This window comes from Okeania sp. SIO2C9, assembly GCF_010672455.1.
Classification (GTDB): Bacteria; Cyanobacteriota; Cyanobacteriia; order Cyanobacteriales; family Microcoleaceae; genus Okeania.
Window position 1 is genome coordinate 182,999 of the sequence record NZ_JAAHGO010000015.1, and the last position, 22,225, is coordinate 205,223.

Annotated in this window: 18 protein-coding genes, 3 pseudogenes and 1 riboswitch; of the genes and pseudogenes, 7 read left to right on the forward strand and 14 right to left on the reverse strand. The window is 35.4% G+C overall.

The genetic code is table 11. The annotated features are described in order from the left end of the window. Positions 1 to 219: hypothetical protein (locus tag F6K23_RS15055; protein ID WP_293156736.1), on the reverse strand; the 219-nt coding region annotated here is incomplete at its 3' end. A 551-nt stretch (positions 220 to 770) separates the two neighbouring features. On the opposite strand from F6K23_RS15055, the gene F6K23_RS15060 reads away from it, so the two are divergent. The 3 genes from F6K23_RS15060 to F6K23_RS41810 all read left to right on the forward strand — a co-directional run bounded on the left by F6K23_RS15060 (position 771) and on the right by F6K23_RS41810 (position 3,425). Continuing rightward, positions 771 to 1,352 carry an EF-hand domain-containing protein gene (locus F6K23_RS15060; RefSeq protein ID WP_293156739.1) on the forward strand — a complete coding sequence of 194 codons (582 nt, stop codon included), beginning with the start codon at positions 771 to 773 and terminating at the stop codon, positions 1,350 to 1,352. A 743-nt stretch (positions 1,353 to 2,095) separates the two neighbouring features. Further along, complete coding sequence (locus F6K23_RS15065; RefSeq protein ID WP_293156742.1) at positions 2,096 to 2,734, forward strand: EF-hand domain-containing protein; 639 nt, start codon at positions 2,096 to 2,098, stop codon at positions 2,732 to 2,734. Positions 2,735 to 3,080: 346 nt separating this feature from the next. Continuing rightward, positions 3,081 to 3,425, forward strand: coding sequence for a cupin domain-containing protein (locus F6K23_RS41810; RefSeq protein WP_367267710.1), 345 nt, complete (start codon positions 3,081 to 3,083; stop codon positions 3,423 to 3,425). Between the two features lie 1,510 nt (positions 3,426 to 4,935). Here the strand turns inward: F6K23_RS41810 and cobW are convergent. From cobW to F6K23_RS15080, 3 genes are all read right to left on the reverse strand, one after another. Then, positions 4,936 to 5,982, reverse strand: coding sequence for a cobalamin biosynthesis protein CobW (cobW, locus tag F6K23_RS15070; RefSeq protein ID WP_293156745.1), 1,047 nt, complete (start codon positions 5,980 to 5,982; stop codon positions 4,936 to 4,938). Positions 5,983 to 6,832: 850 nt separating this feature from the next. Continuing rightward, on the reverse strand, positions 6,833 to 7,225 hold the full coding sequence (locus F6K23_RS15075; RefSeq protein WP_293156748.1) for a DUF1636 domain-containing protein: 393 nt from the start codon (positions 7,223 to 7,225) through the stop codon (positions 6,833 to 6,835). A gap of 421 nt (positions 7,226 to 7,646) precedes the next feature. Next, positions 7,647 to 8,270, reverse strand: a complete 624-nt coding sequence (locus F6K23_RS15080) for a HupE/UreJ family protein (protein WP_293156751.1) — start codon at positions 8,268 to 8,270, stop codon at positions 7,647 to 7,649. A gap of 25 nt (positions 8,271 to 8,295) precedes the next feature. Next, a riboswitch (cobalamin riboswitch) is annotated at positions 8,296 to 8,453 on the reverse strand. Positions 8,454 to 8,910: 457 nt separating this feature from the next. Here F6K23_RS15080 and clpX point away from each other — a divergent pair. Both clpX and F6K23_RS15090 read left to right on the forward strand, forming a co-directional pair. After that, positions 8,911 to 10,272, forward strand: coding sequence for an ATP-dependent protease ATP-binding subunit ClpX (gene clpX, locus F6K23_RS15085; RefSeq protein ID WP_293156754.1), 1,362 nt, complete (start codon positions 8,911 to 8,913; stop codon positions 10,270 to 10,272). A gap of 301 nt (positions 10,273 to 10,573) precedes the next feature. Further along, positions 10,574 to 10,879, forward strand: a complete 306-nt coding sequence (locus F6K23_RS15090) for an RNA-binding protein (RefSeq protein WP_293156756.1) — start codon at positions 10,574 to 10,576, stop codon at positions 10,877 to 10,879. Between the two features lie 464 nt (positions 10,880 to 11,343). Here the strand turns inward: F6K23_RS15090 and F6K23_RS15095 are convergent, their stop codons facing one another. From F6K23_RS15095 to F6K23_RS15105, 5 genes are all read right to left on the reverse strand, one after another. Next, entirely contained in the window at positions 11,344 to 12,528 is a 1,185-nt protein-coding gene (locus tag F6K23_RS15095; protein ID WP_293156773.1) for an aspartate aminotransferase, read from the reverse strand. 181 nt (positions 12,529 to 12,709) lie between these two features. After that, positions 12,710 to 12,988 carry a zinc ribbon domain-containing protein gene (locus tag F6K23_RS41815; RefSeq protein ID WP_367267706.1) on the reverse strand — a complete coding sequence of 93 codons (279 nt, stop codon included), beginning with the start codon at positions 12,986 to 12,988 and terminating at the stop codon, positions 12,710 to 12,712. Then, positions 12,945 to 13,127 (reverse strand): hypothetical protein, encoded by a 183-nt coding sequence (locus F6K23_RS41820; protein WP_367267707.1) that lies wholly within the window; start codon positions 13,125 to 13,127, stop codon positions 12,945 to 12,947. Before F6K23_RS41820 ends, F6K23_RS41815 begins: the two co-directional genes overlap by 44 nt. A gap of 36 nt (positions 13,128 to 13,163) precedes the next feature. Beyond that, positions 13,164 to 13,994, reverse strand: coding sequence for an RNA-guided endonuclease InsQ/TnpB family protein (locus tag F6K23_RS41825; RefSeq protein ID WP_367267708.1), 831 nt, complete (start codon positions 13,992 to 13,994; stop codon positions 13,164 to 13,166). A 142-nt stretch (positions 13,995 to 14,136) separates the two neighbouring features. After that, the gene (locus F6K23_RS15105; RefSeq protein WP_293156775.1) at positions 14,137 to 15,306 is read right to left on the reverse strand and encodes an iron-containing alcohol dehydrogenase family protein; all 1,170 of its coding nucleotides are present in this window, start codon (positions 15,304 to 15,306) and stop codon (positions 14,137 to 14,139) included. A 917-nt stretch (positions 15,307 to 16,223) separates the two neighbouring features. Here F6K23_RS15105 and F6K23_RS15110 point away from each other — a divergent pair. After that, positions 16,224 to 16,523, forward strand: a complete 300-nt coding sequence (locus F6K23_RS15110; protein ID WP_124146878.1) for a hypothetical protein — start codon at positions 16,224 to 16,226, stop codon at positions 16,521 to 16,523. A gap of 648 nt (positions 16,524 to 17,171) precedes the next feature. Here F6K23_RS15110 and F6K23_RS15115 read toward each other — a convergent pair. From F6K23_RS15115 to F6K23_RS15135, 5 genes and pseudogenes are all read right to left on the reverse strand, one after another. After that, positions 17,172 to 17,777 carry a class I SAM-dependent methyltransferase gene (locus F6K23_RS15115; protein ID WP_293156759.1) on the reverse strand — a complete coding sequence of 202 codons (606 nt, stop codon included), beginning with the start codon at positions 17,775 to 17,777 and terminating at the stop codon, positions 17,172 to 17,174. Positions 17,778 to 17,812: 35 nt separating this feature from the next. Then, a pseudogene (gene upp, locus F6K23_RS15120) lies at positions 17,813 to 18,444 on the reverse strand (uracil phosphoribosyltransferase). A gap of 1,173 nt (positions 18,445 to 19,617) precedes the next feature. Continuing rightward, positions 19,618 to 19,992 carry a dihydroneopterin aldolase gene (folB, locus tag F6K23_RS15125; protein ID WP_293156761.1) on the reverse strand — a complete coding sequence of 125 codons (375 nt, stop codon included), beginning with the start codon at positions 19,990 to 19,992 and terminating at the stop codon, positions 19,618 to 19,620. 9 nt (positions 19,993 to 20,001) lie between these two features. Then, positions 20,002 to 20,385 (reverse strand): annotated as a pseudogene (locus F6K23_RS15130) (DUF1688 family protein); the annotation flags it as partial. A 140-nt stretch (positions 20,386 to 20,525) separates the two neighbouring features. Further along, positions 20,526 to 21,584, reverse strand: a complete 1,059-nt coding sequence (locus F6K23_RS15135; protein ID WP_367267709.1) for a DUF1688 family protein — start codon at positions 21,582 to 21,584, stop codon at positions 20,526 to 20,528. A 100-nt stretch (positions 21,585 to 21,684) separates the two neighbouring features. Here F6K23_RS15135 and F6K23_RS15140 point away from each other — a divergent pair. Further along, positions 21,685 to 22,225 (forward strand): annotated as a pseudogene (locus tag F6K23_RS15140) (RNA-guided endonuclease InsQ/TnpB family protein); the annotation flags it as partial.

Genomic DNA, 22,225 nt, shown 5'->3' on the forward strand with positions numbered 1-22,225 from the left:
AGTGAGTCTCTGATTAATTCTGAGCAAATTAACTAAGACGTTATAGATATTTGACTTTCTATTTTCAGTACTGAGTCCATAATTAATTCTGAGAAAATTAACTAAGACGTTATAGATATTTGACTTTCTATTGTGATGAGTGAGTCTCTGATTAATTCTGAGGAAATTAACTAAGACGTTATAGATATTTGACTTTTCTATTTTCAGTACTGAGTCCATAATTAATTCTGAGTAAATTAACTAAGACGTTATAGATATTTGACTTTTCTATTTTCAGTACTGAGTCCATAATTAATTCTGAGGAAATTAACTAAGACGTTATAGATATTTGACTTTTCTATTTTCAGTACTGAGTCCATAATTAATTCTGAGTAAATTAACTAAGACGTTATAGATATTTGACTTTCTATTTTCAGTACTAAGTCTCTGATTAATTCTGAGTAAATTAACTAAGACGTTATAGATATTTGACTTTCTATTTTCAGTACTAAGTCTCTGATTAATTCTGAGTAAATTAACTAAGACGTTATAGATATTAGGACTTACGCAAATTTACCTTTAAAGTACCACCTGTAGGGGCGAATGGCATTGGCGTTCCGCCAAGCTCCGCTAACGCACTAGCTATATGTAGAGTATATGGGTAAGTCCTGATATTTGACTTTCTATTTTCAGTACTAAGTCTCTGATTAATTCTGAGTAAATTAACTAAGACGTTATAGATAATGATAATATCAAGACGTTCATATAGTTTTCTTGATTTATCAGTAAAAATGTCTCCAGAAAAATTTTTGTCATCCTCTGTTTGGCGTACCAGAATCAAGACCTACTTCAAACTCATGGATGTTGATAAAAATGGGGTTTTAACCCTTTCCGACTTTGAAGAAATTGCAAATCGTTTAATTCAACTTCAAAATGATTCATCAAAGAATGAAGAAATTCGCCAGATGTGTCATTCTCTCTTTCAATATTTTATGGCTGGAGGGGGACCAGTTGATAGTAACACTCGAATTAGCGAAGAAGATTTGATTGCTAATGTTGCAAAGATCGTATCCTTAACTGAACTAGATAAAGCACTTGCATTATCTAGGCACAAAAACGAACTCTTCTTCGATATTATAGACACCGATCACTCTGGACAAATATCCCGCGAAGAGTACCGGAAGTACCTGGCAGTATACACGGGAGTAGAACAACCTGACCGTGCTGACCAAGCTTTTGATACCATTGACTCAGATAAGTCAGGTTCCATCAGTCGTGAGGAGTTTGTCGAAGCTCATAGACGCTACTGGTATGAAATTGGCGATGAAAAAGATAATTCTCCTCTTCCCTATGGACAATTAATCGATTCATAGAACTTTAGTTAGTAATGATAAACAAGTAGCGGTTTTGGTCGGAATCTTTTTCTAAAAAAGAAGTTTTACCGACCTGCCTAACTATCTTTGATATAACTACTAAAGTTTTTTCACAACACAATTATTTTGTCATATCAAATCCGCTGGCTTTGGAGTAATATAATTCTACCGTCAGTAGGGGCGAACGGCGGTTCGCCCCTACAATATTGACTACTCTTTCCTAATCCTTAATTATACCAATGCTACCGGATTTGATATCATATATTATTTTGACTTTGGGAATAGTAGTTTTGACTAATTTATTTCTGAGGACTTCTCCTAAAATCAGAGGAAATTAGAGAATCAAAAACCGATTACTTTACCGAATAATTAATAATTATTAATTAAATAATTCAGCTTTATTAGCGTTCCCTTTCAAGGGGAAAAAAAGAAATAATATGGGTAAATATCATATTTGCAAAAATACTTTTTTCCTATATTCCTATATATAGCCATTTAACTTTTAGATTGAGACAAAACTTTCTTGCTATGAGGGAGTTTCAGGCGAAAAAACGTCTCATCTTTAAGTTAAACTACTAATATCCCTGTTCCCTTTTCCCTGTTCCCTAAAAGCGATAAATTTTTGGCTTTATTCACGCATTGAGATGCACCCAATAATATTTCCTGATATTCAATTCCGTAACGGTTTTAACCAGAGGTAATTATCCATTATCCATTAATGAATTCTTACCTCTGCATAGATAATGATAATATCAAGACATTCATATAGTTTTCTTGAATTATTAGTAAAAATGTCTCCAGAAAAATTTGTTTCATCCCATGTTTGGCGTGCCAGAATGAAGACCTACTTCAAACTGATGGATGTTGATAAAAATGGGGTTTTAACCCTTTCCGACTTTGAAGAAATTGCAAATCGTTTAATTCAACTTCAAAATGATTCATCAAAGAATGAAGAAATTCGCGAGATGTGTCATTCTCTGTTTCAGTATTTTATGGCTGGAGGGGGACCAGTTGATAGTAACACTCGAATTAGCGAAGAAGATTTGATTATTAATGTTGCAAAGACCGTATCATTATCATTAGCTGAATCACCAGATAAAATATATGAAGTAGGCAGACATAAAAACGAGCTTTTCTTCGATATTATTGACACCGATCATTCTGGGGAAATATCTCGCGAAGAGTACCGAAAGTACCTGGCAGTATACACTGGAGAAGAAAAGTCTGACAATGCTGACCAAGCTTTCGATAGTATCGACTCAGATGGCTCAGGTTCCATCAGTCGCGAGGAGTTTGTCGAAGCTCATATACACTACTGGTTTGACATTGGGGGTGATAAAGATAATTCTCCCCTTCCCTATGGAAAATTAGTCACTTCATAGCAGAAAGTTATCAAGATTTTTTTTTATTACTAACAGGACTTACGCAAAATACGAAATTATACACCACCTGTAGGGGTAAACGGCCTTTTTCCTGATTATATGTGGTGGTTATGCGTAAGTCCTGACTAAATTTATCCTTATCTCAAAGAGATACTTACTTAATTTTCTGTACATTACTTTACAGAGGTTGAATTATTAATGAATAAGCAGGATATAATTGAACAATTATCTTTCTTTAGTTGAACATATTGAAGGAGCTTATTTTCAAGAAACCTATCGCTTTGATTTAACTATCAATACTGATAGGGAAGGAAGTTAAATAAGATTACTTATTTCCATTTATTATCTGCTTACTGATGACCGCCGAGTTGACCACTTTCATAAGAATAAATCAGATATTATTCATTATTTTCATGGTGGTTCTCCTATAACTTATTTAGTTCTTGCACTAAACGGAAAATTATCAAAATTTAAACTTAGCTTTGATGTTACTAAAGGTCATCTTCCTCAACTATTAGTACCAAAAGATTGTTGGAAAGCAGCAATACTTGAAGAGGGTGAATTTGGTTTACTTGGAGAAGCTGTTGCTCCAGGGTTTGAATATCAAGATATGGAAATAGCTAAACCCGATTATTTTAAAGTTAATTTTCCTGATTTGTGGGATGAACTTTCCCCTTATGTCAAACAGTAAATTCTCATTTGTACTTGATTTGAAATTTATGAAATCTAGAGGAAGTCTGTTCCGCTTAGTAGGTTTGTTAAAAGGTTGTCTGATTCTATGAAAAAATCAAGACAAAAATTAGCAGTAGATTGAGCTTCACTACCTCGCAAAACCCAGGTTACTAAACTGCGATCACCAAACATTTCATCTTCTAAATATCTAAAAAATTTTGCCCGGACAGAAAGGAAAATGAGCTTGGATTTTCAAACCAACTCTGACAGTATAATGTTAATTGGCGTTGTTTACCCAAGGCAAACGCATCTAAATTCTGGAACCTTCTACGGTTAAGCTTTAGAGAAGCGATAAATATAAATACTCATAACCCTAACATCCTTGCCCTGTTAGAACTTCAAAATAAGATGTGTTTGCCCTGCTTTCCCGAAAACCGAAAAATCTACCTTTACCTACCACACAAACAACTTTTTGTCAAAACAGCTAAAAACGACCAAAGAAAAATTAGTCATTTTGAGCAAATAAAATTAAAAGAAAGATCGGACAAGACAACGCTAAAATAGGAATTAACAGCCTTAAAACTCAATCAAGATATAAAATAAGCCAATTTTATCACAAGTATAGAATATCACAAAATCAAAAAAAACCCCTAAAAAGATTGAAACCTGGTTAATCAACTCAGAAAAATTTCCCCATTTAAAAATCAGACCAAAACGGTAAAGTTTAAAATATTAAAACCAAAAACATAAATCTATAACTAAATCTAATTTAAACCTCCAAAACAAAATATTATCAACCAAATCAAAAATGCTAAAATCTTGGTCAAAAGAGTGCTTTGAGATTGACAGCGCTTTGCTGAAAAAGTCTTTTTCAGAAGTGGGGGAGTAGAGAGTAATTAGGGGAAATGAGGAATTAATAGTTGTGCATCAGTAAAGTGTGGGATAAGTAAGTATGGCTGGCAAATCTAATCTAAAAGCACTGATATATAAAAAAATTGGGGTTGCACATTATGGAATGATATTGCCAAAAATGAGTTGATAATTTGACTATAAAAAACCTAATATTAATCATTCTGGCAATTCTCAAATCCAAAATTATGTTCATCAAAAATGTCAAATCATTCGTAACTGTGCAACGCCAAAAATTTAGCATTTTGGCAGCCAAAAAAGTGCAAATATTTAAGCTTGAGCAACCAAAAAGTTAGGAAAAGATACAGGTAGAATTATTTCTGCTACTTCCTCTGTCTCCCCACCCTCCCCACACTTCCCACCCTCCCCACACTTTCTTGACGCACAACCGAATTAATTAAGAAATAGTCTGATATTGTCGCTCGTGATTTTTCTGCTATCCCCCCTGCCTTTTATGCTAAGTTTTTTAGAGTTTTCAACCTGATACCAGGCACTTTTTTCAATCCTTTAAAGGCTAAAACCTCTATATGTAAGTGCTTTGAGATTTAATCAGCAGAGCAATCAATTATATACACAAATTTTTAGGCTGATAGCTGAACCGTGCTCTAGCTGATAGCTAGTTAATTAGAGAATTTTTTTCCCAACTCAGACTGAATTTTTTCTACTTGCAAATCACGACCAATAAAAACTAACTTAGTCTCCCTAACTTCTTCTTTTTGCCACTGACGGTCATAGAAATAATCAAAGCGCGAACCTACTCCTTGTAAAACTAAACGCATTGGTTTATTCGGTACCGCAACAAAACCTTTAATCCGATAAATTTCATCATTTATAGCTAACCTTTTCAACTTTTCTACTAACTCTTTCGGTTCAAATTCTTGGTCTAAAATTAAATTAACAGAATTAATTTCATCATCATGTTCGTGGTCTTCCTCCGTATCATGGTGACTAGGGCGAGCATCCAAATTATCTTCAACTGCTGCATTAAATCCTAACAATACATCCGGACTAATTTCTCCCCCAATACAAGGAACTATTTTTACAGTTTTAGGCAACTGTTCTTTTAACCAATTTTGTACTTTATTTAAAGTAGCTTCATCAACCATATCAACCTTAGTTAATAACACCATATCGGCACAAGCTAACTGGTCTTCAAATAATTCCTCAATTGGTGTTTCATGATCTAAATTCGGGTCAGCTTGACGTTGAGCTTCTAAAGCATCAATATCTCCTACCAAAGTACCATTTGCTACTGCTTCACAATCAACAACAGTAACAACTCCATCTACAGTTGCATAAGTCTTAATTTCCGGCCAACGAAATGCTTGTACTAAAGGTTTAGGTAATGCTAACCCAGAAGTCTCTATTAAAATACTATCAATTTTTTCTCGGCGTTTTAAGAGTTGTTGCATAGTAGGAAAAAATTCTTCTTGCACTGTACAGCAAAGACAACCATTTGTTAGTTCAACAATGTTATTAGTAGCATCTTCTTCATCACAAACTTGACAGGAACGTAGAAGTTCTCCATCTATGCCAACCTCTCCAAATTCATTAACTAAAACTGCAATACGACGACCTTGATTATTTTGTAATAAATGGCGAATTGTGGTAGTTTTTCCACTGCCGAGAAAGCCAGTAATTACAGTAACAGGAATTTTTGCACTCATAAATTTTAATACTGTTTAGTGATGATTTTTTTTGACAAATAGAAAATTTGAGAATAAGGAACAAGCTAGAAAGAAAAAGCACAAAATTTCCTAGATTTATCAGGAATAAGGAAAAATATTGTATTGTCTGAGTTTTAAGCTTTTGATATGTTCTCAAACTTTCTTTCAACTCCTATAAATACAGCATATTTCATCAGCCGTTAGGTACATCCTTCACGGGCAAGATGCCCGCACTAGAGACATCTTAAAGTTAATATTTGTACCTCATATACTTGGAATCTGCTGTATTTTATGAACTATGAAATTTCATCTTTTCCTTCCTTTGTATTTTTTCCTTTATCTATAATTGAGTTGCTGAGGAAATAGAGTGATAAAGTAAGCATTTCCTGCGGAATGCTGCGCAAACAGCGGTCAGCTATCAGCTATCAGCTTTATTACTTAAAGCAAGCTAGTCGTTTACGGAAAAATCGTATTTTAATGTCTCCCCTTTTAAGGGGATAAAAAAAGAGAATTCCCTATTTAAAGCCTCCTTATTGCAAAGGTACTGATAACTGATAACTGATAACTGATAACTGAAATGACCTTATCCAAAATTAATGGCTAATAGCTAATATCTGACGGCTGAATGCGAATGCATTCCGCAGGAAATACTTACAAAATTAACTAGCTATTAGCTTTTCCGTTCCGGAATTCTCCACAAACAGCATTTAGCTGGAGGGCTAAAAAATCAACGGTTAAAGTCCCCCACTCACTATATTTGAAAAAATTAGTGGTGCGCCTTTTATGGGGGATTAAAACCCCCGTTATACACCCTGAAAATGCTGACTGCTGAAGTGCTGATAGCTGACTGCTACTTCAATGGTGGAATTCTTGCTAAAACACCTTTTTTTAATTGCTCAGGTCTTTCCGACCAAGATAATAATCCATCAGATTTAGCATCATAGAGACTCGCACATTCTAATACTGCTGCTGATACTTCTGACAACATTTCTGTTTGAGATGGTAAATCTCCAAATACATAAGTATGTTTACCAGGAGCAGCAAAAGAAATAGCACAAGAGTGACTACAAGCACTCATACATTCTATTGGTTGGATAGAAAATCTATCCCGTAAGTGCCAATTTTTATATTCTTGGGAAAGTCGATCTAGTAGTTTTTCTCCTCCACTAATACCTTGTCGTTTCCCATCTTTCCAAACACTCGCACAAGTAGTACAAACAAATAGGATTTGTGGCGTAGACATTCTGTTTTTTTGATAATTTGCAGGAATTTAATTTTGCTATTAACGTAAGCATTTCCTCCGGAATGCTGCGCAAACAGCCGTCAGCTAATCAGCTATCAGCTATTGCTTTTAGTTTACGATAAAAGCTTTATTAACAAGACTTACTACAAAAGTTGGCTCCCTTTCCCTTAAAGTCTATATTAATTTAAACACTTTCCTTAAGGAGAAAGTCTTGTTGCTGTTAACGCAGTTCCTCCGGAGGAGGCTAGCTGACAGCTAATAGCTGGATGCTTACCTATTAACTATTAACTAAATATGGCGCTGGTGAAAAATACCATTCCAATGGTACCTATTGCCAAACCCAGAAAGCGCATTACAAGAAAGAATTTATTTTCCCAATAATTACTGACTAATTCAGCAGATTTCATTACCAATAATGCTATTAATAAAGGAAGCGCATTACAAGAAAGAATTTATTTTCCCAATAATTACTGACTAATTCAGCAGATTTCATTACCAATAATGCTATTAATAACTGAACCACTGTAAAGCCTAACAAATATGCAAATAAAGGTGTAATTTCTGCACCAATAATTGCCTCTCCATAAGCATAACCATGAAAAATACCAGCAATAGCTGCAAAGATACTTAATAATTGAAGACTTAGCTTCTTTTTAAGAACTAGCATTGTACCAAAAACAACCACTGATAGAGCGATCGCTATTTCTGTTAAAGGTAAATCAATACTGAGAAGATGGATACCCGTTCCTAATATTACTGTAGCGAGAAAAGATGCTAATATTAATATACAATTGGGTATTCCTACTGCAATTAATCCAACTGCCATCACAAAAGCCAGATAATCTATTCCAATAATTGGATGTCCGACACCAGATAAGAAACCTTCCCACAAATTACTTGGTGCTTTTCCACCCATTGGATGATCAGCTATTGCCGACTCTATTGTGCTGAAAAAAATTAAAATTGCAACTACTAAAATTACTCTTATTCTATGCAATTGATAACTAACCCTACTTTTTGTGGGTTTGTCATGTATGTCTTTCATCCGTACCTCGCAGATGTATTGATTATTTTTCTTAATTAATGTTGGTGGGCATTCTGGCTTAATGAAATTTTAGATTTTACTAAATTCATTTCACAGTTGCGGGACAGCGTTGGATTTACACCAAACTTTCCCCATTACCTCTAACGACTGACCCTCGCTAGAACCAACATAGTTCAAAAACTATATCACAATATTTCTCTTCTCACTCAAAATCTTTTTTATTTTTATAAAATTTTGAAAATTTTATGCTTAATACATATTTTTAAAATAGTTAGTCAGTATCTAAATCTAGATTATTCAAAAAGCTAATAAATTGTTGATATAATATAATCATAATCCAGCCTACAATTGTAATGATTCAGATCGAGCTTATTTTTATTTTTTGAGTTTAAAATAATCAGGCCAGATAATTATACTTTTTAAACGTTCTGAATATATAAACCTAACAGTAAATTATTTCAATTATCTTTTTAAAAAAATAAAATGCTTAAAAATATATATAATGAATGAGAGTAGAGAAGTTGTAAAATTCAGACTTATAACATGACTAATATCTGGATTTTTCAATCATCAATGATCAAATAACAGCTTTTGAACTCCTCAGAAAAAAACACCCCCACAATCAAGGAAAAAAACAAATATGTCCAGATACGATTCCCATCTTAAATGTTCATTTTGTGGCAAGTCCCAAGATCAAGTCCGTAAATTAATAGCAGGTCCTGGGGTTTATATTTGCGATGAATGTGTAGAACTCTGTAACGAAATATTAGAAGAAGAAATTTTTAACTCTAGAAAAGATGATACTTCAGCTAGCCAAATCGGAGCCCCATTAGCAAATAATAATTATTCAGGTAAAAGCAAAGCTTCCTTAGAAGCAGTTCCAAAACCTACAGAAATTAATCAATACTTGGATCATCATGTAATTGGACAACAGCAGGCAAAAAAAGTACTGTCAGTAGCAGTATATAATCACTACAAACGTCTGAGTTGTCAAACAAATCCTAATTCCGACAACAGCGTTGACCCTGATGTGGAATTACAAAAATCTAATATCCTATTAATTGGCCCGACTGGTTGTGGAAAGACTCTGTTAGCCCAAACTCTAGCAGAATTACTAGATGTACCATTTGCTGTAGCAGATGCAACGACCCTTACCGAAGCAGGTTATGTAGGGGATGATGTAGAGAATGTGTTATTAAGGTTATTGCAAGTAGCAGACTTTGATATAGAAGCAGCTCAGAGAGGAATCATATATATAGACGAAATAGATAAAATTGCTCGTAAAGGTGAAAATACTTCCATCACAAGAGATGTATCAGGAGAAGGAGTACAACAAGCTCTATTAAAAATCTTGGAGGGGACAATAGTTAATGTCCCGCCACAAGGAGGCCGTAAACATCCCTATCAAGATTTTATTCAGCTTGATACCAATTCAATTTTATTTATTTGTGGTGGTGCTTTTGTCGGGTTAGAGAAAATAGTAGAACAACGACAGGGAAAAAAATCATTGGGCTTTATTCAGGCCGAAGATATTAATCAAGATAATATAGCTTTACAATCAAAAGAAAAACGTAATATTAATGTACTAAAAAGTGCAGAACCAGATGACTTAGTTAAGTTTGGTTTGATTCCAGAATTTATCGGACGAATGCCAGTATTAACAGTAATTGACCCATTAGATGAAACGGCATTAATGAAAATATTAACTGAACCACAAAATGCTTTAGTTAAACAATATCAAAAATTATTAAATATGGATAATGTTAAACTGGAATTCCAGAAAGAAGCTCTCAGGGCGATCGCTAAAGAAGCATATAGACGTAAAACAGGAGCTAGAGCATTGCGAGGTATTTTAGAAGAGTTAATGTTAGAGGTAATGTATGAGTTACCATCCCGTAAAGATGTCACCCGTTGCATTATCACTGAAGAAATGGTAGAAAAACGCTCTACTGCTGAATTGTTATGGCATCCAACTTGGCATAAACAGCATGAATCTGCTTAAAAATTATCAAATCAAGATTTGACTTTTAGATGTAATATCTTTCTTTGATTTGTATTTGTAGTAAGGCTAAATAAAGTATAATAGAAAAATATGCTTGATTCTCAGCCATAAGTATACAAATATATTTTGAGCAAAACTTTCTTGATTTTTACTATTACTAAATCGAGCTTGTGATATAGTAGAATATGTTATCGGTTTCGAGGATCTGTTTAAGTTCGATGGGCGTTTTCCAGTTTTTCTTTACAGACTTGTCTCCGAGTTCTATGTTGTTTAAATTTTTAACTGATTTGGGAGACAGTCTATGTCAATATATGTGGGTAATTTATCCTACGAAGTCACGCAAGAGGACTTAAATGCAGTATTTGCTGAATATGGACAGGTAAAAAGAGTTAACTTACCTGTAGACCGTGAAACAGGTCGATTACGTGGTTTTGGCTTTGTGGAAATGGCAAGTGAGGAGGATGAAGAAAAAGCAATTGAAGCTTTGGATGGAGCAAGTTGGATGGGTCGTGACATGAGAGTTAATAAGGCCAAGCCAAGAGAAAATAAGGGTGGTGGCAACTACAGTGGTGGCGATAATCGTAAGTTCTCTCGTAATAGATACTAACTTATCAAAAACGTTGCTAGAATGTCCCCTCAAATAGACATAGGCATAAAAAAGAATGTAGAAACCTTGAGCACTGAAACAGGGGACAGGGATCGGGAAGAATAGGAAAACTCGATCTAGATCAATAGCAGAGGTTATTTGAACACTAATTAAATGGACTGTATATAACCTCTCTACAAGGGTTGCTCGAATAGAAATATTTAATTTCTGGAAATGTCTAACGTATTTGATGTAAGCATAAACGTGTTAGAAAAAATAGACCATACCGGGACATATCTGAAAGCAAGCTCTAAAGTTGAAGTAAAAAATCTGTAGACTTATCAAACCAAATATCTTCAATTAAATTGCAAAGTTTTGAGCTACAGTTGCTTGTTAAGTATTCAGAAATCCAGAGAAAATAATAGTAAATATCAAAGACTCAGCTAATGATGCTAGAGTCTTTCTTCATATAAAATTTTGCTAATTCAATGATAGGAAATTCCTGCCTGCTGAAACCGACTTAATACTTCACCCAAACGCTCACATTCAGCAATGAGACTAACCCTAACATAGCCCTCTCCTCCACTACCAAAAGCATTTCCTGGAGTCAGCACAACCCCGGTTTTTTGCAGTACAGACAAAGCAAAATCAGTAGATCCTGCTCCTGGTGGACAAGGCACCCATAAATACATAGTTGCCAGAGTTTTCCGCACATTCCAACCCAACTGTCCTAAACCTTGAATCAGAAAATCTCGACGTTGCCGATAACGTTCTTGAACCTGATGTAAAAATTCATCCGGTAACTGTAAAGCAGTTTCAGCAGCTGACTGTAGAGCAGCAAACAACCCATAATCTAAATTGGTTTTCAGAGTACGTAATCCTTGAATTATCCGAGAATTACCAACCACAAAACCTACTCGCCAACCAGCCATATTATAAGTTTTAGACATAGTGTGAAACTCAACACCAATATCCTTTCCTCCAGGAATCTCCAATAAACTTGTAGGCTGATAACCATCAAAAGCTAACTCAGCATAACATAAGTCGTGAACCAGCATAATTTCATACTTTTTAGCAAAAGCGACAATATCCTGGAAAAATTCTCGTGGGGCAGTAGCACCAGTGGGATTACTAGGATAATTAAAATAGAGAATCTTCGCTTGCTCTGCAACACTATCGGGAATATCCCCTAAATCAATAATCCAATCATTTTCTGGTTTCAGTAAAATGCTATGAATCTTACCTCCAGCAATTAAAGGGCCACGAAAATGGGCAGGATATGCAGGATTAGGTGCTAAAACTAAATCTCCTGGATTCACATAGGCCAAAGCTAAGTGAGTTAAACCTTCCTTAGAACCCAACAGTGGTAAAGCTTCACCATCTGGGTCAAGTTTCACATTATAACGACGGAAATACCAATTAGTAATTGCTTTCCTGAAACTAGTAGTACCTTCAAAAGGCGGGTAACCATGGTTAGTTACTTTTTGTAAAGCGGCGATGGCGGCCTCCACCACAGGTTGAGGAGTCGCCCCATCAGGGTTCCCCATTCCCAAGTCAATTAAATCTAGCCCTTGTTCGCGGGCACGAGCTTTTAGTTCGTCTAAACGGGCAAAAACATAAGGTGGTAGTGCTTGTACCCTGTTTGCGGGATTAATCCAATCCATATTTATTACAAGTTGAAGCAGGAAATAAGGTAGTTCAACAATTAATAATTAATTATTAATAATTAATTATTAATAATTAACAATTATCTCTCCTTGAAAAGAAGAGGATTGACTAATAATGAAAATTTTGTCTTGTTTCTCCTTTAAAGGAGATGCTTTAAACCTTAATTATTCGGTAAAAGTGAGACTACGTGACATACTCCCACACGCTCGCTGGCGCTATAGTGTGAGCTTCTCGTTTCCTAGCCCCGGTATCCCGTCGGGCTCCACGAGCTTTAAAGACGGAATGCCCTGCCGCCCTATTTTTTATATTTATCGTCGCATTTAAGTCGCGGTCTATTACTATGCCGCAATGTGGGCAAGAATGAGTTCGTATGCTTAATTCTTTGGGAACTTTTTTTCCACAATTTGAGCAATCTTGGCTAGTATTTTTGGGGTTCACCCCTATAGTTTTCACCTCCAGCATTTCCGGCTTTGACAGTCAAAATAGTTAGAAATTTTCCCCATCCAGCATCGTTAATTGATTTACTCAAACGGGTCTTTGCTAGCCCTTTAATATTTAAGTTTTCGTGGGCAATAATATCCGATGAGTGATAACAATTCATTGGCTGTTTTGAAATGGAAATATTTACGTTTATCAGCTACTGCTTGGTGCGCGTTCCGCAAGCGAGCTGTCGTCGTCGCGGGGTCGCATCCGCTTTTTTATGTTGTTTCGCTACAGCTTTGACAGCCTTTAACCACCTCTTACTACCTTTTTTATTTCGAGATAAACGTTTCTGAGATTTTCGATAGTATGGAGGTATGGGAACAGATTCTCCAACACTAGTTACTAAGAATTCCTTCAGTCCCATATCGATTCCCAGAGTGTTTTTTAATGTAGGTTCAACATTAAAAGTCAAAGCTGGAACTGATTTGTCTTCTAGGGATAAAGTCACATAATAACCATCAGCTTTACGACTAATTGTTACTGTTTTAATTTGAAAACCATCAGGTAACGGTCGATGTTGAATAAACTTGATATTACCTATTTTTGGCAAGTTTATCTTCTTTTCTTCTATGCAGTCTTGCTTGATTTGAGGATAAGTAAAACTGCGATAACGTCCAATTCCATTAAGTCTTGGCTTCCCTAATTTATGTCCATTTTTGTCTACTTTCAACCATCTATCAAAGGCAAGTTTTACCCGTTTTATGCAGTCTTGCAAAACCTGATAATGAATTAGCTTATATTCTGGAAATTTGTCTTTGGTATTGACTAAATCTTTTTTTTGAGAGTAATAATCTGGATGGTCTCTTAGTTGAGGAATTGGCATTATCAAGGGGCAAGCATTAACCGGACAGCGATTTTCTGACCACCATGAGAATCTTTCACCTAACCGATAGTTGTACTGCCGACGCAACAATTCCAACCACAATTCTATGGTGGCTATTTGTTCTTTGTTGGGTCTTAGTTTATATTGGTAGCCAGTGCGCATGGTGGAAAATTTCCGGGGTTATTGCAATATAATCATACAAGTTTTTCAACTAGGACAAAAGCTTCTGGTGGGATGGTTGCAAATTGAATGGGCATCGAACCCATTCAATTGGCCACCGATTCATCTCACACCAAATTTAAAATTATGGTGTGACGCTTCTCGATGGTTTAGCTAAATTTTGTTTCTCTGACTCCAGTGGGACTGTTGTTGAAACCATTGCTGCTACCAATTGCTCAGGAATCACCCTAAATGGTAAGCGATGAATATCAGAATTGTCATGACAAGCAACTTCAGCAGCACGCCATAATTCAGACAAACTGATTTCTCCTAACCCTAAATCACCCAATGTTTTTGGCAAACCAATCTCATCATAGAATTTTAACAGTTGCTGTCTGGCAGTCATAGCTAATTGGCTGCCTTGTAGCATTTCTTCCAACCTTAGTTGGACTAATATACCATAAGCAACTTTTTCTCCATGTAATGTACCATGACTTGCTGACAAATGAGTTAGGCCATTATGAACAGCATGGGCAGCGACAGTCCGACATTGAGCACCGCCAATACCTCCAATTAAACCTGCTAATAAGACTGTAGCATCGACAACTTCTTGCCAGGTTTCTCCACCAGGTTGTTGTAAGGCTACAGTTGATTTTTGGAAGAGAATATCTCGCAACACTCTTGCTTGTTGGACAGCAGCAACGGTCATTGTTTGTTCTGAATGGCCACTACTAACTGAGGCTTCGTACCATTTGGCGATCGCATCCCCAATACCAGCTACTAAGATACGGTGAGGCCCTGTTTTGATTAGATCATAATCCAGAATTAGCAGATCTGGACATCTAGTTAGACTAACATCATACAAGAAAGCGCCTTGGTCTGAGTAGACATTTGATAATGCAGTCCAAGCTGCACAAGTGCCTGCTGAGGTGGGAATGGTGACTACGGGCAAATGACATTGGTGGGCTAGGAGTTTGGCTGTGTCGAGAGCTTTGCCACCACCAATGCCAATTATGAGGTCTGCTTTTTGAGTTGTAACGATTTGGCGAAGATTAGATAAGCTCGCTTCACTACAGTCCGACCCGTAGTTGGCCTGAGTAAATTTTAAATGATGATTTTGTAGTAAAGGCCCAAGGTGTGGTTGAATGATATTCAAGGCTCGATCACCTCCTACAATTAAGGGATTATTGCCAAGAAGGGCGATCGCTTCTCCTGATTTGGCCAGAGCATTTTTTCCCCGAATAATTTGAGTTGGCGCAATATTTAGGGATAATATAGTTGTTGCTGGTTGGCAGGTATTGGTCTGTTTAATCATGGCGACAAAGGCTTGATTAGAGTCAATTTTATTGAGTATAGGCAAATATTGTTATACTTACCAGGCTTTCCTTAAAATTCTTAATTTTTTTTTGAATTTATAAGTTTTACACTAAAGATTGATTATTAATTTTTTTACTGGCTACTGCTAGAGCAATATAATTGAGTATATTATAAATATATGGTGTTTACAGATTAATTGTGAAACTAAAAAGTTTTCTGTACTGTTTTCTACTCCATCAAGTATTTAATTATCTAGATCAAATATCAATATCAGAATAAATTTTTAACTATTAAAAAGCGAACGTTCAACAATGAATAATGAATAATGAATAATGAATAATGAATAATGAATAATGAATAATGAATAATGAATAATGAATAATGAATAATTACCTCTCCATGAATTGAAGAGGATTGACTAATAATGAAAAATTTTTCTTCACAGGAGTCGATTGGATATGGCTCCTTTGACCTCGCCATCCCATCCTAACGGACTGCTCCGCAAACGACCGCTTATTATCCCCTTAAAAGGGGAGGCGCATACCCACAATTTTTCGGTAATTGATGCATTTAGCTATCAGCTTATATTTATACTAAAACCGAAATAAATACAATTTAAACGGCAATTTTAAACCAAGCTGATAGCTAGTTAAAATAATATTTTTTTTGACTCATGTAATAATTTTTATTCACTCAAATTAAATATGATGTCTATAGTAATAAATATTTTTTCAATATGGTTAGAATTTGATAATTTTTTATATTTAACAAGTATTTATAATCGTTTAATTAATGTTTCTTCAGGTAGAAAAGTTTAAGTCAGGAGTAGATACAGTCAAATTTATGGAAATCTCTAAAAGTCATATTATCAAACAAGACTAAGTCTTTGCACAATTAAATTGAGGAACAAAAACAATGAAAGGTTCATTTGCACAATACGCTCAAGAAAGCAGTACAGAGATAATACTTTATTATATTAATGGTAATTCAGAGACCTTTAGTTTACCAATCAATTCTCAACAGTTTCAAACTATATTACCACAGTTACTCCAACAACCTTGGATAACTTTTCACTTAATAGATCAAACAGTTTGTATTTCTACAGAAAAAGTGATGAAAATTGAAATAAAACCACCAATAAATCAAATGCAGGGAGAAGGCATCTTTGCCAATTCTCAGAGAATCACCCCTTTACAACGTAATGCTACCAGATAACAAATAATTGAATTTATAATTTTTTTATAGTAATCATAGGAATGAACACTGAGCAAATAAAATAAAATGGGAGATTGAATTTATGCTATCAATTAGCAATTTAGAAAAAACTGGTAAATGATTTATTTGAGTTCAGATGACATTCCCTAGTGATATGAGACAATAAAATAAAATTGGCTTGATTATGCAAAGCCAATTAATTTTTTTAAATCATATCATAGAGAATGTTAAGATAGAATAGGCAATGAAAAAATGCAGTACTCAAAAAAGCGCATAAATTCTGATACTCAAAATAGTAAACAAGACCAAGGTGCGCCCAATAGAATTGTTAGTCTAAGTCGCGGTATTAAGATTCACTGATTAGGTACAATTGGATTTGTACTTATAGATGCAATTCTTGTATATATTGCTTGGAAAAGTGCTTACTCAGTTAGCTCAGAGCTAGTCGGAATTTATGCTAATCAACCAACATTTTTGTTGCCAATTTTATTAATTACTCTAAGTAATATAGCTGCTGCTAGTTTGTATAGCGATCACGAAAGTCATTGTCAGCTTTTTAGCTTAGTAAAAAGTCTGACATTTGCTCAAGTAATTTTACTATTACTGGTTTTTTTATACCAACCAGAATCAATCTACTTGAAGTTACAATTATTTAGTAAAAATAGTTAGTAATACTGCTCCTAACAAATACTGATTTGCTTGTAAATTTAATCCAACCTCTTTACCTAATTGTTCGCGAGCTGTTGGACTATAAAGCTTAATTCCACCAGGAGAAATACTCAAAGACTGAAATTCATCTTGCCACTTAAAATAGGAATCAACTAAGTAAAAATATCCTCCTGGGCGTAAAACTCGACTCACTTCATTAAAAACTTGTTGAGGATGAGGATAATGTAAAAAACTAATTGTATTAAAAACGGCATCAAATTCTTCATCAGCAAAAGACATTTCTTCAGCATTTCCTAGTAAAAAAGTTAAACTTTCTTGATAACGATTACGACTATTAGCTTGATTAACCATTTCGGGAGATAAGTCTAAACCAGTACCTTGAAGATTTGGAAAATTAACAGCAAGACGATGCAGAAGTTTTCCAGTACCACAACCTAAATCTAGTACATTTGATGGACTTGGCAGATTTACATATTCCAGTAATCTTTGATGTACCGCTTGATAAACTACAGATGGAAATAACCAATCATAATTAGGTGCCCAAAGATCGAAAAATTTTTGTTTAGACGAAATATTATTTGTCATATAGCAGTTATGTTTGAGTTCATAGGAAAATAAAATTATCTCGTTCCATACAAGCGATCGCCCGCATCTCCTAGTCCTGGAATAATATAACCATGTGGGTCTAATTTTTCATCAATAGCAGCAGTATATAAGGGTATCTCTGGGTGATATTTATGGAAATGTTCAATTCCCTCTGGTGCTGCCAATAAACACAGAAATCGAATTGATTCTGGGTTAGATTCTTTAATCCGATCGACTGCTGCTACTGCTGAATTTCCAGTTGCCAACATGGGGTCAACTATTAACACATCTCGCTGGTCAATATCATGGGGGACTTTGAAATAATATTCTACAGCAACTAAAGTACTAGGGTCACGATACAAACCAATATGTCCCACTCTTGCTGTAGGTATTAGTTCTAAAATCCCATCAAGAAGTCCTTGACCTGCTCGCATAATGGAAACAATCACCATTTTTTTTCAGCAGCTAACATCGGTGCTTCCATCAACTTCATTAGTGTCTGAATTTGTTGATATTTTATTGGTAAATCCCGAGTTACTTCATAAGCTAATAACATTCCTATTTCTTTTAGCAGTTGGCGAAATTGAGTAGTAGTAGTTTCTACTTGACGTAATAATGTCAATTTATGCTGAACTAATGGATGATTAATGATAGTAGTTTTTGTAATTTTATGACCTAGTTTAATTCATCAAATTATATATATAGCAGAAGGAAGAAGGAATAAGGAAGAAGGAATAAGGAAGAAGGAATAAGGAATAAGGAATAAGGAATAAGGAATAAGGAATAAGGAATAAGGAATAAGGAATAAGGAAAAATATGGTGTTGTTTAATTTTTAAGCTTTTTATGTGTTCTAACCTTGGTTTCGACTGCTATAATTACTGATTAATTAAGTGGACATAAATAAACCTTAAAATGAAGAATCTGAAAATTAAGTATTAAGGCATTTTTCAAGATATTTTTACTGTTTTGAATATCCATTGCGATTTGCTATTTACCGATAATTAAACCCACCTACTTAATAGCACTCACTATCTCAATTAAGAGTAAAAAAAATCAACAATTATCTCTCACAAGGAAGAGGATTAATTAAAAGGAAACATTTTTATTTTTTCTCTTTAATTTGTATAAGTTTTTAACCTTAATTATTAATTATTAATTATTAATTATTTGGTAAGCTGGTTTTTCATTTTATGTTCTCTGTTCTCTAAAACCTCTAAATTTATACCTCATACAAAATCCGGCGCTCAAAATAGGTTTGTCCTATCCTCCAATCCAAATGTATGGCAAAAACTATAAATTTTTAATGCACTCTTACTAAGGCAGATTAGGTATCATCAGTATATGGAAGAAAGCAATCATAAATTGGGGTAGTTGACATAATTATTATAAAATAGAGACCTTTAAAGACTGTTTGTAAACAAAAGATTAAGTAGGGTGTGTGAGGGCACTCTTAGCATTTCTAGAATCATGCTCGGTTTTACACCTCACGCACCGCGTGCTGTGGGATGGTGCGTTACGTGAAACTAATGCACCCTACTGGACTGTTTCATCTAAAATGGTGCATTAGGGAGTAGGGGAGTAGGGGAGTAGGGGGATATGAAGACACCTAGAAATAAAAATAAGAGTGCACAGTTTTAGCTGTGTCATTCCACTACGTGATTTAATATTGATTTTACAAACACTCTCTTAGCTGAAACGTCTCTGGAGCAAATTTAGATAGAATTTACAATAGTAGCGAAATACATTTTTTTGACTTTATTAAATTCTCTAAAAATCAAAATAAAGTATGTACTTCAAAACATTAAAAAATAGTCTAAATTAGCAAATTTATTAACTAAATTAGTTATATACTAATGCTTCCTTTTCTCTAGTAATTTCAATAGTAACTTTGCCACTAAAATCCGGTATTGGAGCTGCTAACTTAGTTAAACTAACCTTGACATTTTGTACTAATGATTCTTGCAAAATAGCCGTCGCGATCGCATCAGCTACTTTTTCTAACAAAGCAAACTTAGAATTTTTTACAAGCTTTTGGACAGTATTAATTATGCTGCTGTAATCTACAGTATCTTCCAAAGCATCGCTTTTACTTGCAGCATTCAAATCTAACCCTAGAATTAAATCTACTTCAAACCATTGTCCCAATATTTTTTCTTCTGGAAAAAAGCCGATGTACCCATAGCAGCGAATTCCAGTAATTGAGATTGAGTCCATAATTACTAATTAAAAAACTGTTCCATCACTCTTTATTTTAATCGGAGGCGCACCATCTTTTCTTAATTCTTTTGCTATTTTTCGCCCTGCTGTCCATGTGCCTCCTTGTAAGACTTTTACCAGTGGTAATTCTGAACTATTTAAGTTAAGTTTTTCCTGAATTACTTGAGCAACTTTGTCTAAAAGACTAATAGTTAATGCTCTCCATCCTACAATAATTTCTGAACCTGGTAAATGTTGCTGTTGTAAAACTAGAGGGTTTTTAATTTGTATTAGTCCCATATCTATAAATAATCCACCATTCCGATATTCTGCTAATCCAGTTAAATCATCTAATCCAATTATTTTTAAACCCAATTCTTGTAATGGTTCGAGTAATGAATATGTTAACCATTGAGATAATTTATCTCAACGTTGGTTGAAGACCCGCGCTCTCCCGAAGGGGAGCGTCGCATGGGAAAACCAATCAATAAGAGCGGTTCTTACACATAGTATGCTATCCTAAATAAAATTAGGCTGCTGGGCTAGCAGTTTCAGTCTGTGGAGCGCGCCTTTAGACCAGAAAGAGGTTTGGCCTCCTCAGCAGGTGCGTATTTAAGCAGAAAGTCCTGAGCCGCGAGGTTTAGGAATCCCGCGCTGTCACGCAAGTGCAGCGTCGGGAGGATGTCAAGAAAAGGTATATATTCATCCCCCAAGCGATCGCTTTTGAGCAGAGAATGAGGCCACACATCTCCTAAATTAATCCCTGAAATATTACTACGTCCTGGCCAAATATCACCCAACCCCTCCAATACAGCATTTAATACTGAAGTAGCTTGAATTACTTCTTTATCTTTTCTGTTCTGTAACGGGTTTAATACCTCACCGTCTACAAGGTGCTGAAAATTGTTTGGGGTTTGAGTCCATAAGCAATTTTTCCTTCTGCGTCCCCCCCTTTCAAAGGGGGGTAGGGGGGATACCTTCTGCCTTCTGCCTTCTTCAATGGCCTGATTTTGCAACAAATAATCAACCATATTTCCTGGACGTGGACTATCAATGCCAAATAACTGAGAATCTTGATTTAAAACTTGCCCCAAGCGTTGCAGCAATTTCAGACGACCTTCAAGACCCACCAAGGGATTTTCTGGACTAACTTGGAATCCTTCAGTTAAAGTCTGGACATCAATTTGGGAAAGTCCTCTAGTATCTGCTTGCCAGGGAAAATCGGGATTACTAGAAAAAAAACCTTGGCAAAATAGTCGGAAACTACAAACTGCTAAACCTTCCGAACGGCTAAATATTAAGCCAGTTTCAGGTTCAGTGTATTGCCAGTTTGCCCCGGCACCCGCATCTAGTAGTACACTAATAATGGCTAAATCAAATTTGACTTTGGCCTTTTCTAAAGGTGTGAGTCCTGCCAACATTTGGTCAAGTTCAGCTAGGCGAGGCACATCTCCTACTTGGAAATGTTGCCAACGACTATGGAAGGGTATATCTAGTTTGGGATACTGAGCATAAATAATATTAATGACATAATTAGCGCATTTATCTAGTTGAGTTAAATCGACTCGAAAATTATTGAGTTGGTATTGACCAAAAAAAGCGGGTTTCAAGCCCCGTCCTTCTAGGACGGTTAACCTCAATCGCCCTTGCACAAATTAAATTGAACCTGATATACTAATAATATACGCCACACAAGCTAGCGTCAAAACTATGATAGTATACGAATTCAAAGTCAAAGGAAAACCTCAGCAATATCAAGCCATTGATGAGGCTATCCGTACTGGCCAATTCGTGAGAAATTCATGTCTTCGCTATTGGATGGATAATCCAGGACTAGGTAGAAAAGAACTGTATCGGTATAATACCGAATTGCGTTCGATGTACCCATTCGTTCAAGATTTGAATTCCCATGCTTGTCAGGCATCTGTAGAACGGTGTTGGTCGGCTATTGCTAGGTTCTTTGACAACTGCAAGAAAAATATCCCTGGGAAAAAGGGATACCCACGATTCAAGAAACATAGCCGCTCTGTTGAATACAAGACATCGGGCTGGAAATTGCTAGACCCCAAACATATTGAATTTACCGACAAAAAAGGTATTGGTAGACTCAAACTCATTGGGACGTGGGACTTGGCATTCTATCCGGTTGAGAAGATTAAGCGAGTGAGACTGGTCAGACGAGAGTCACGGTTATTATTGTCAGTTTTGTATAAGTGTAGATGTTCATGGCTCGACCTTACCCAGTAAACGA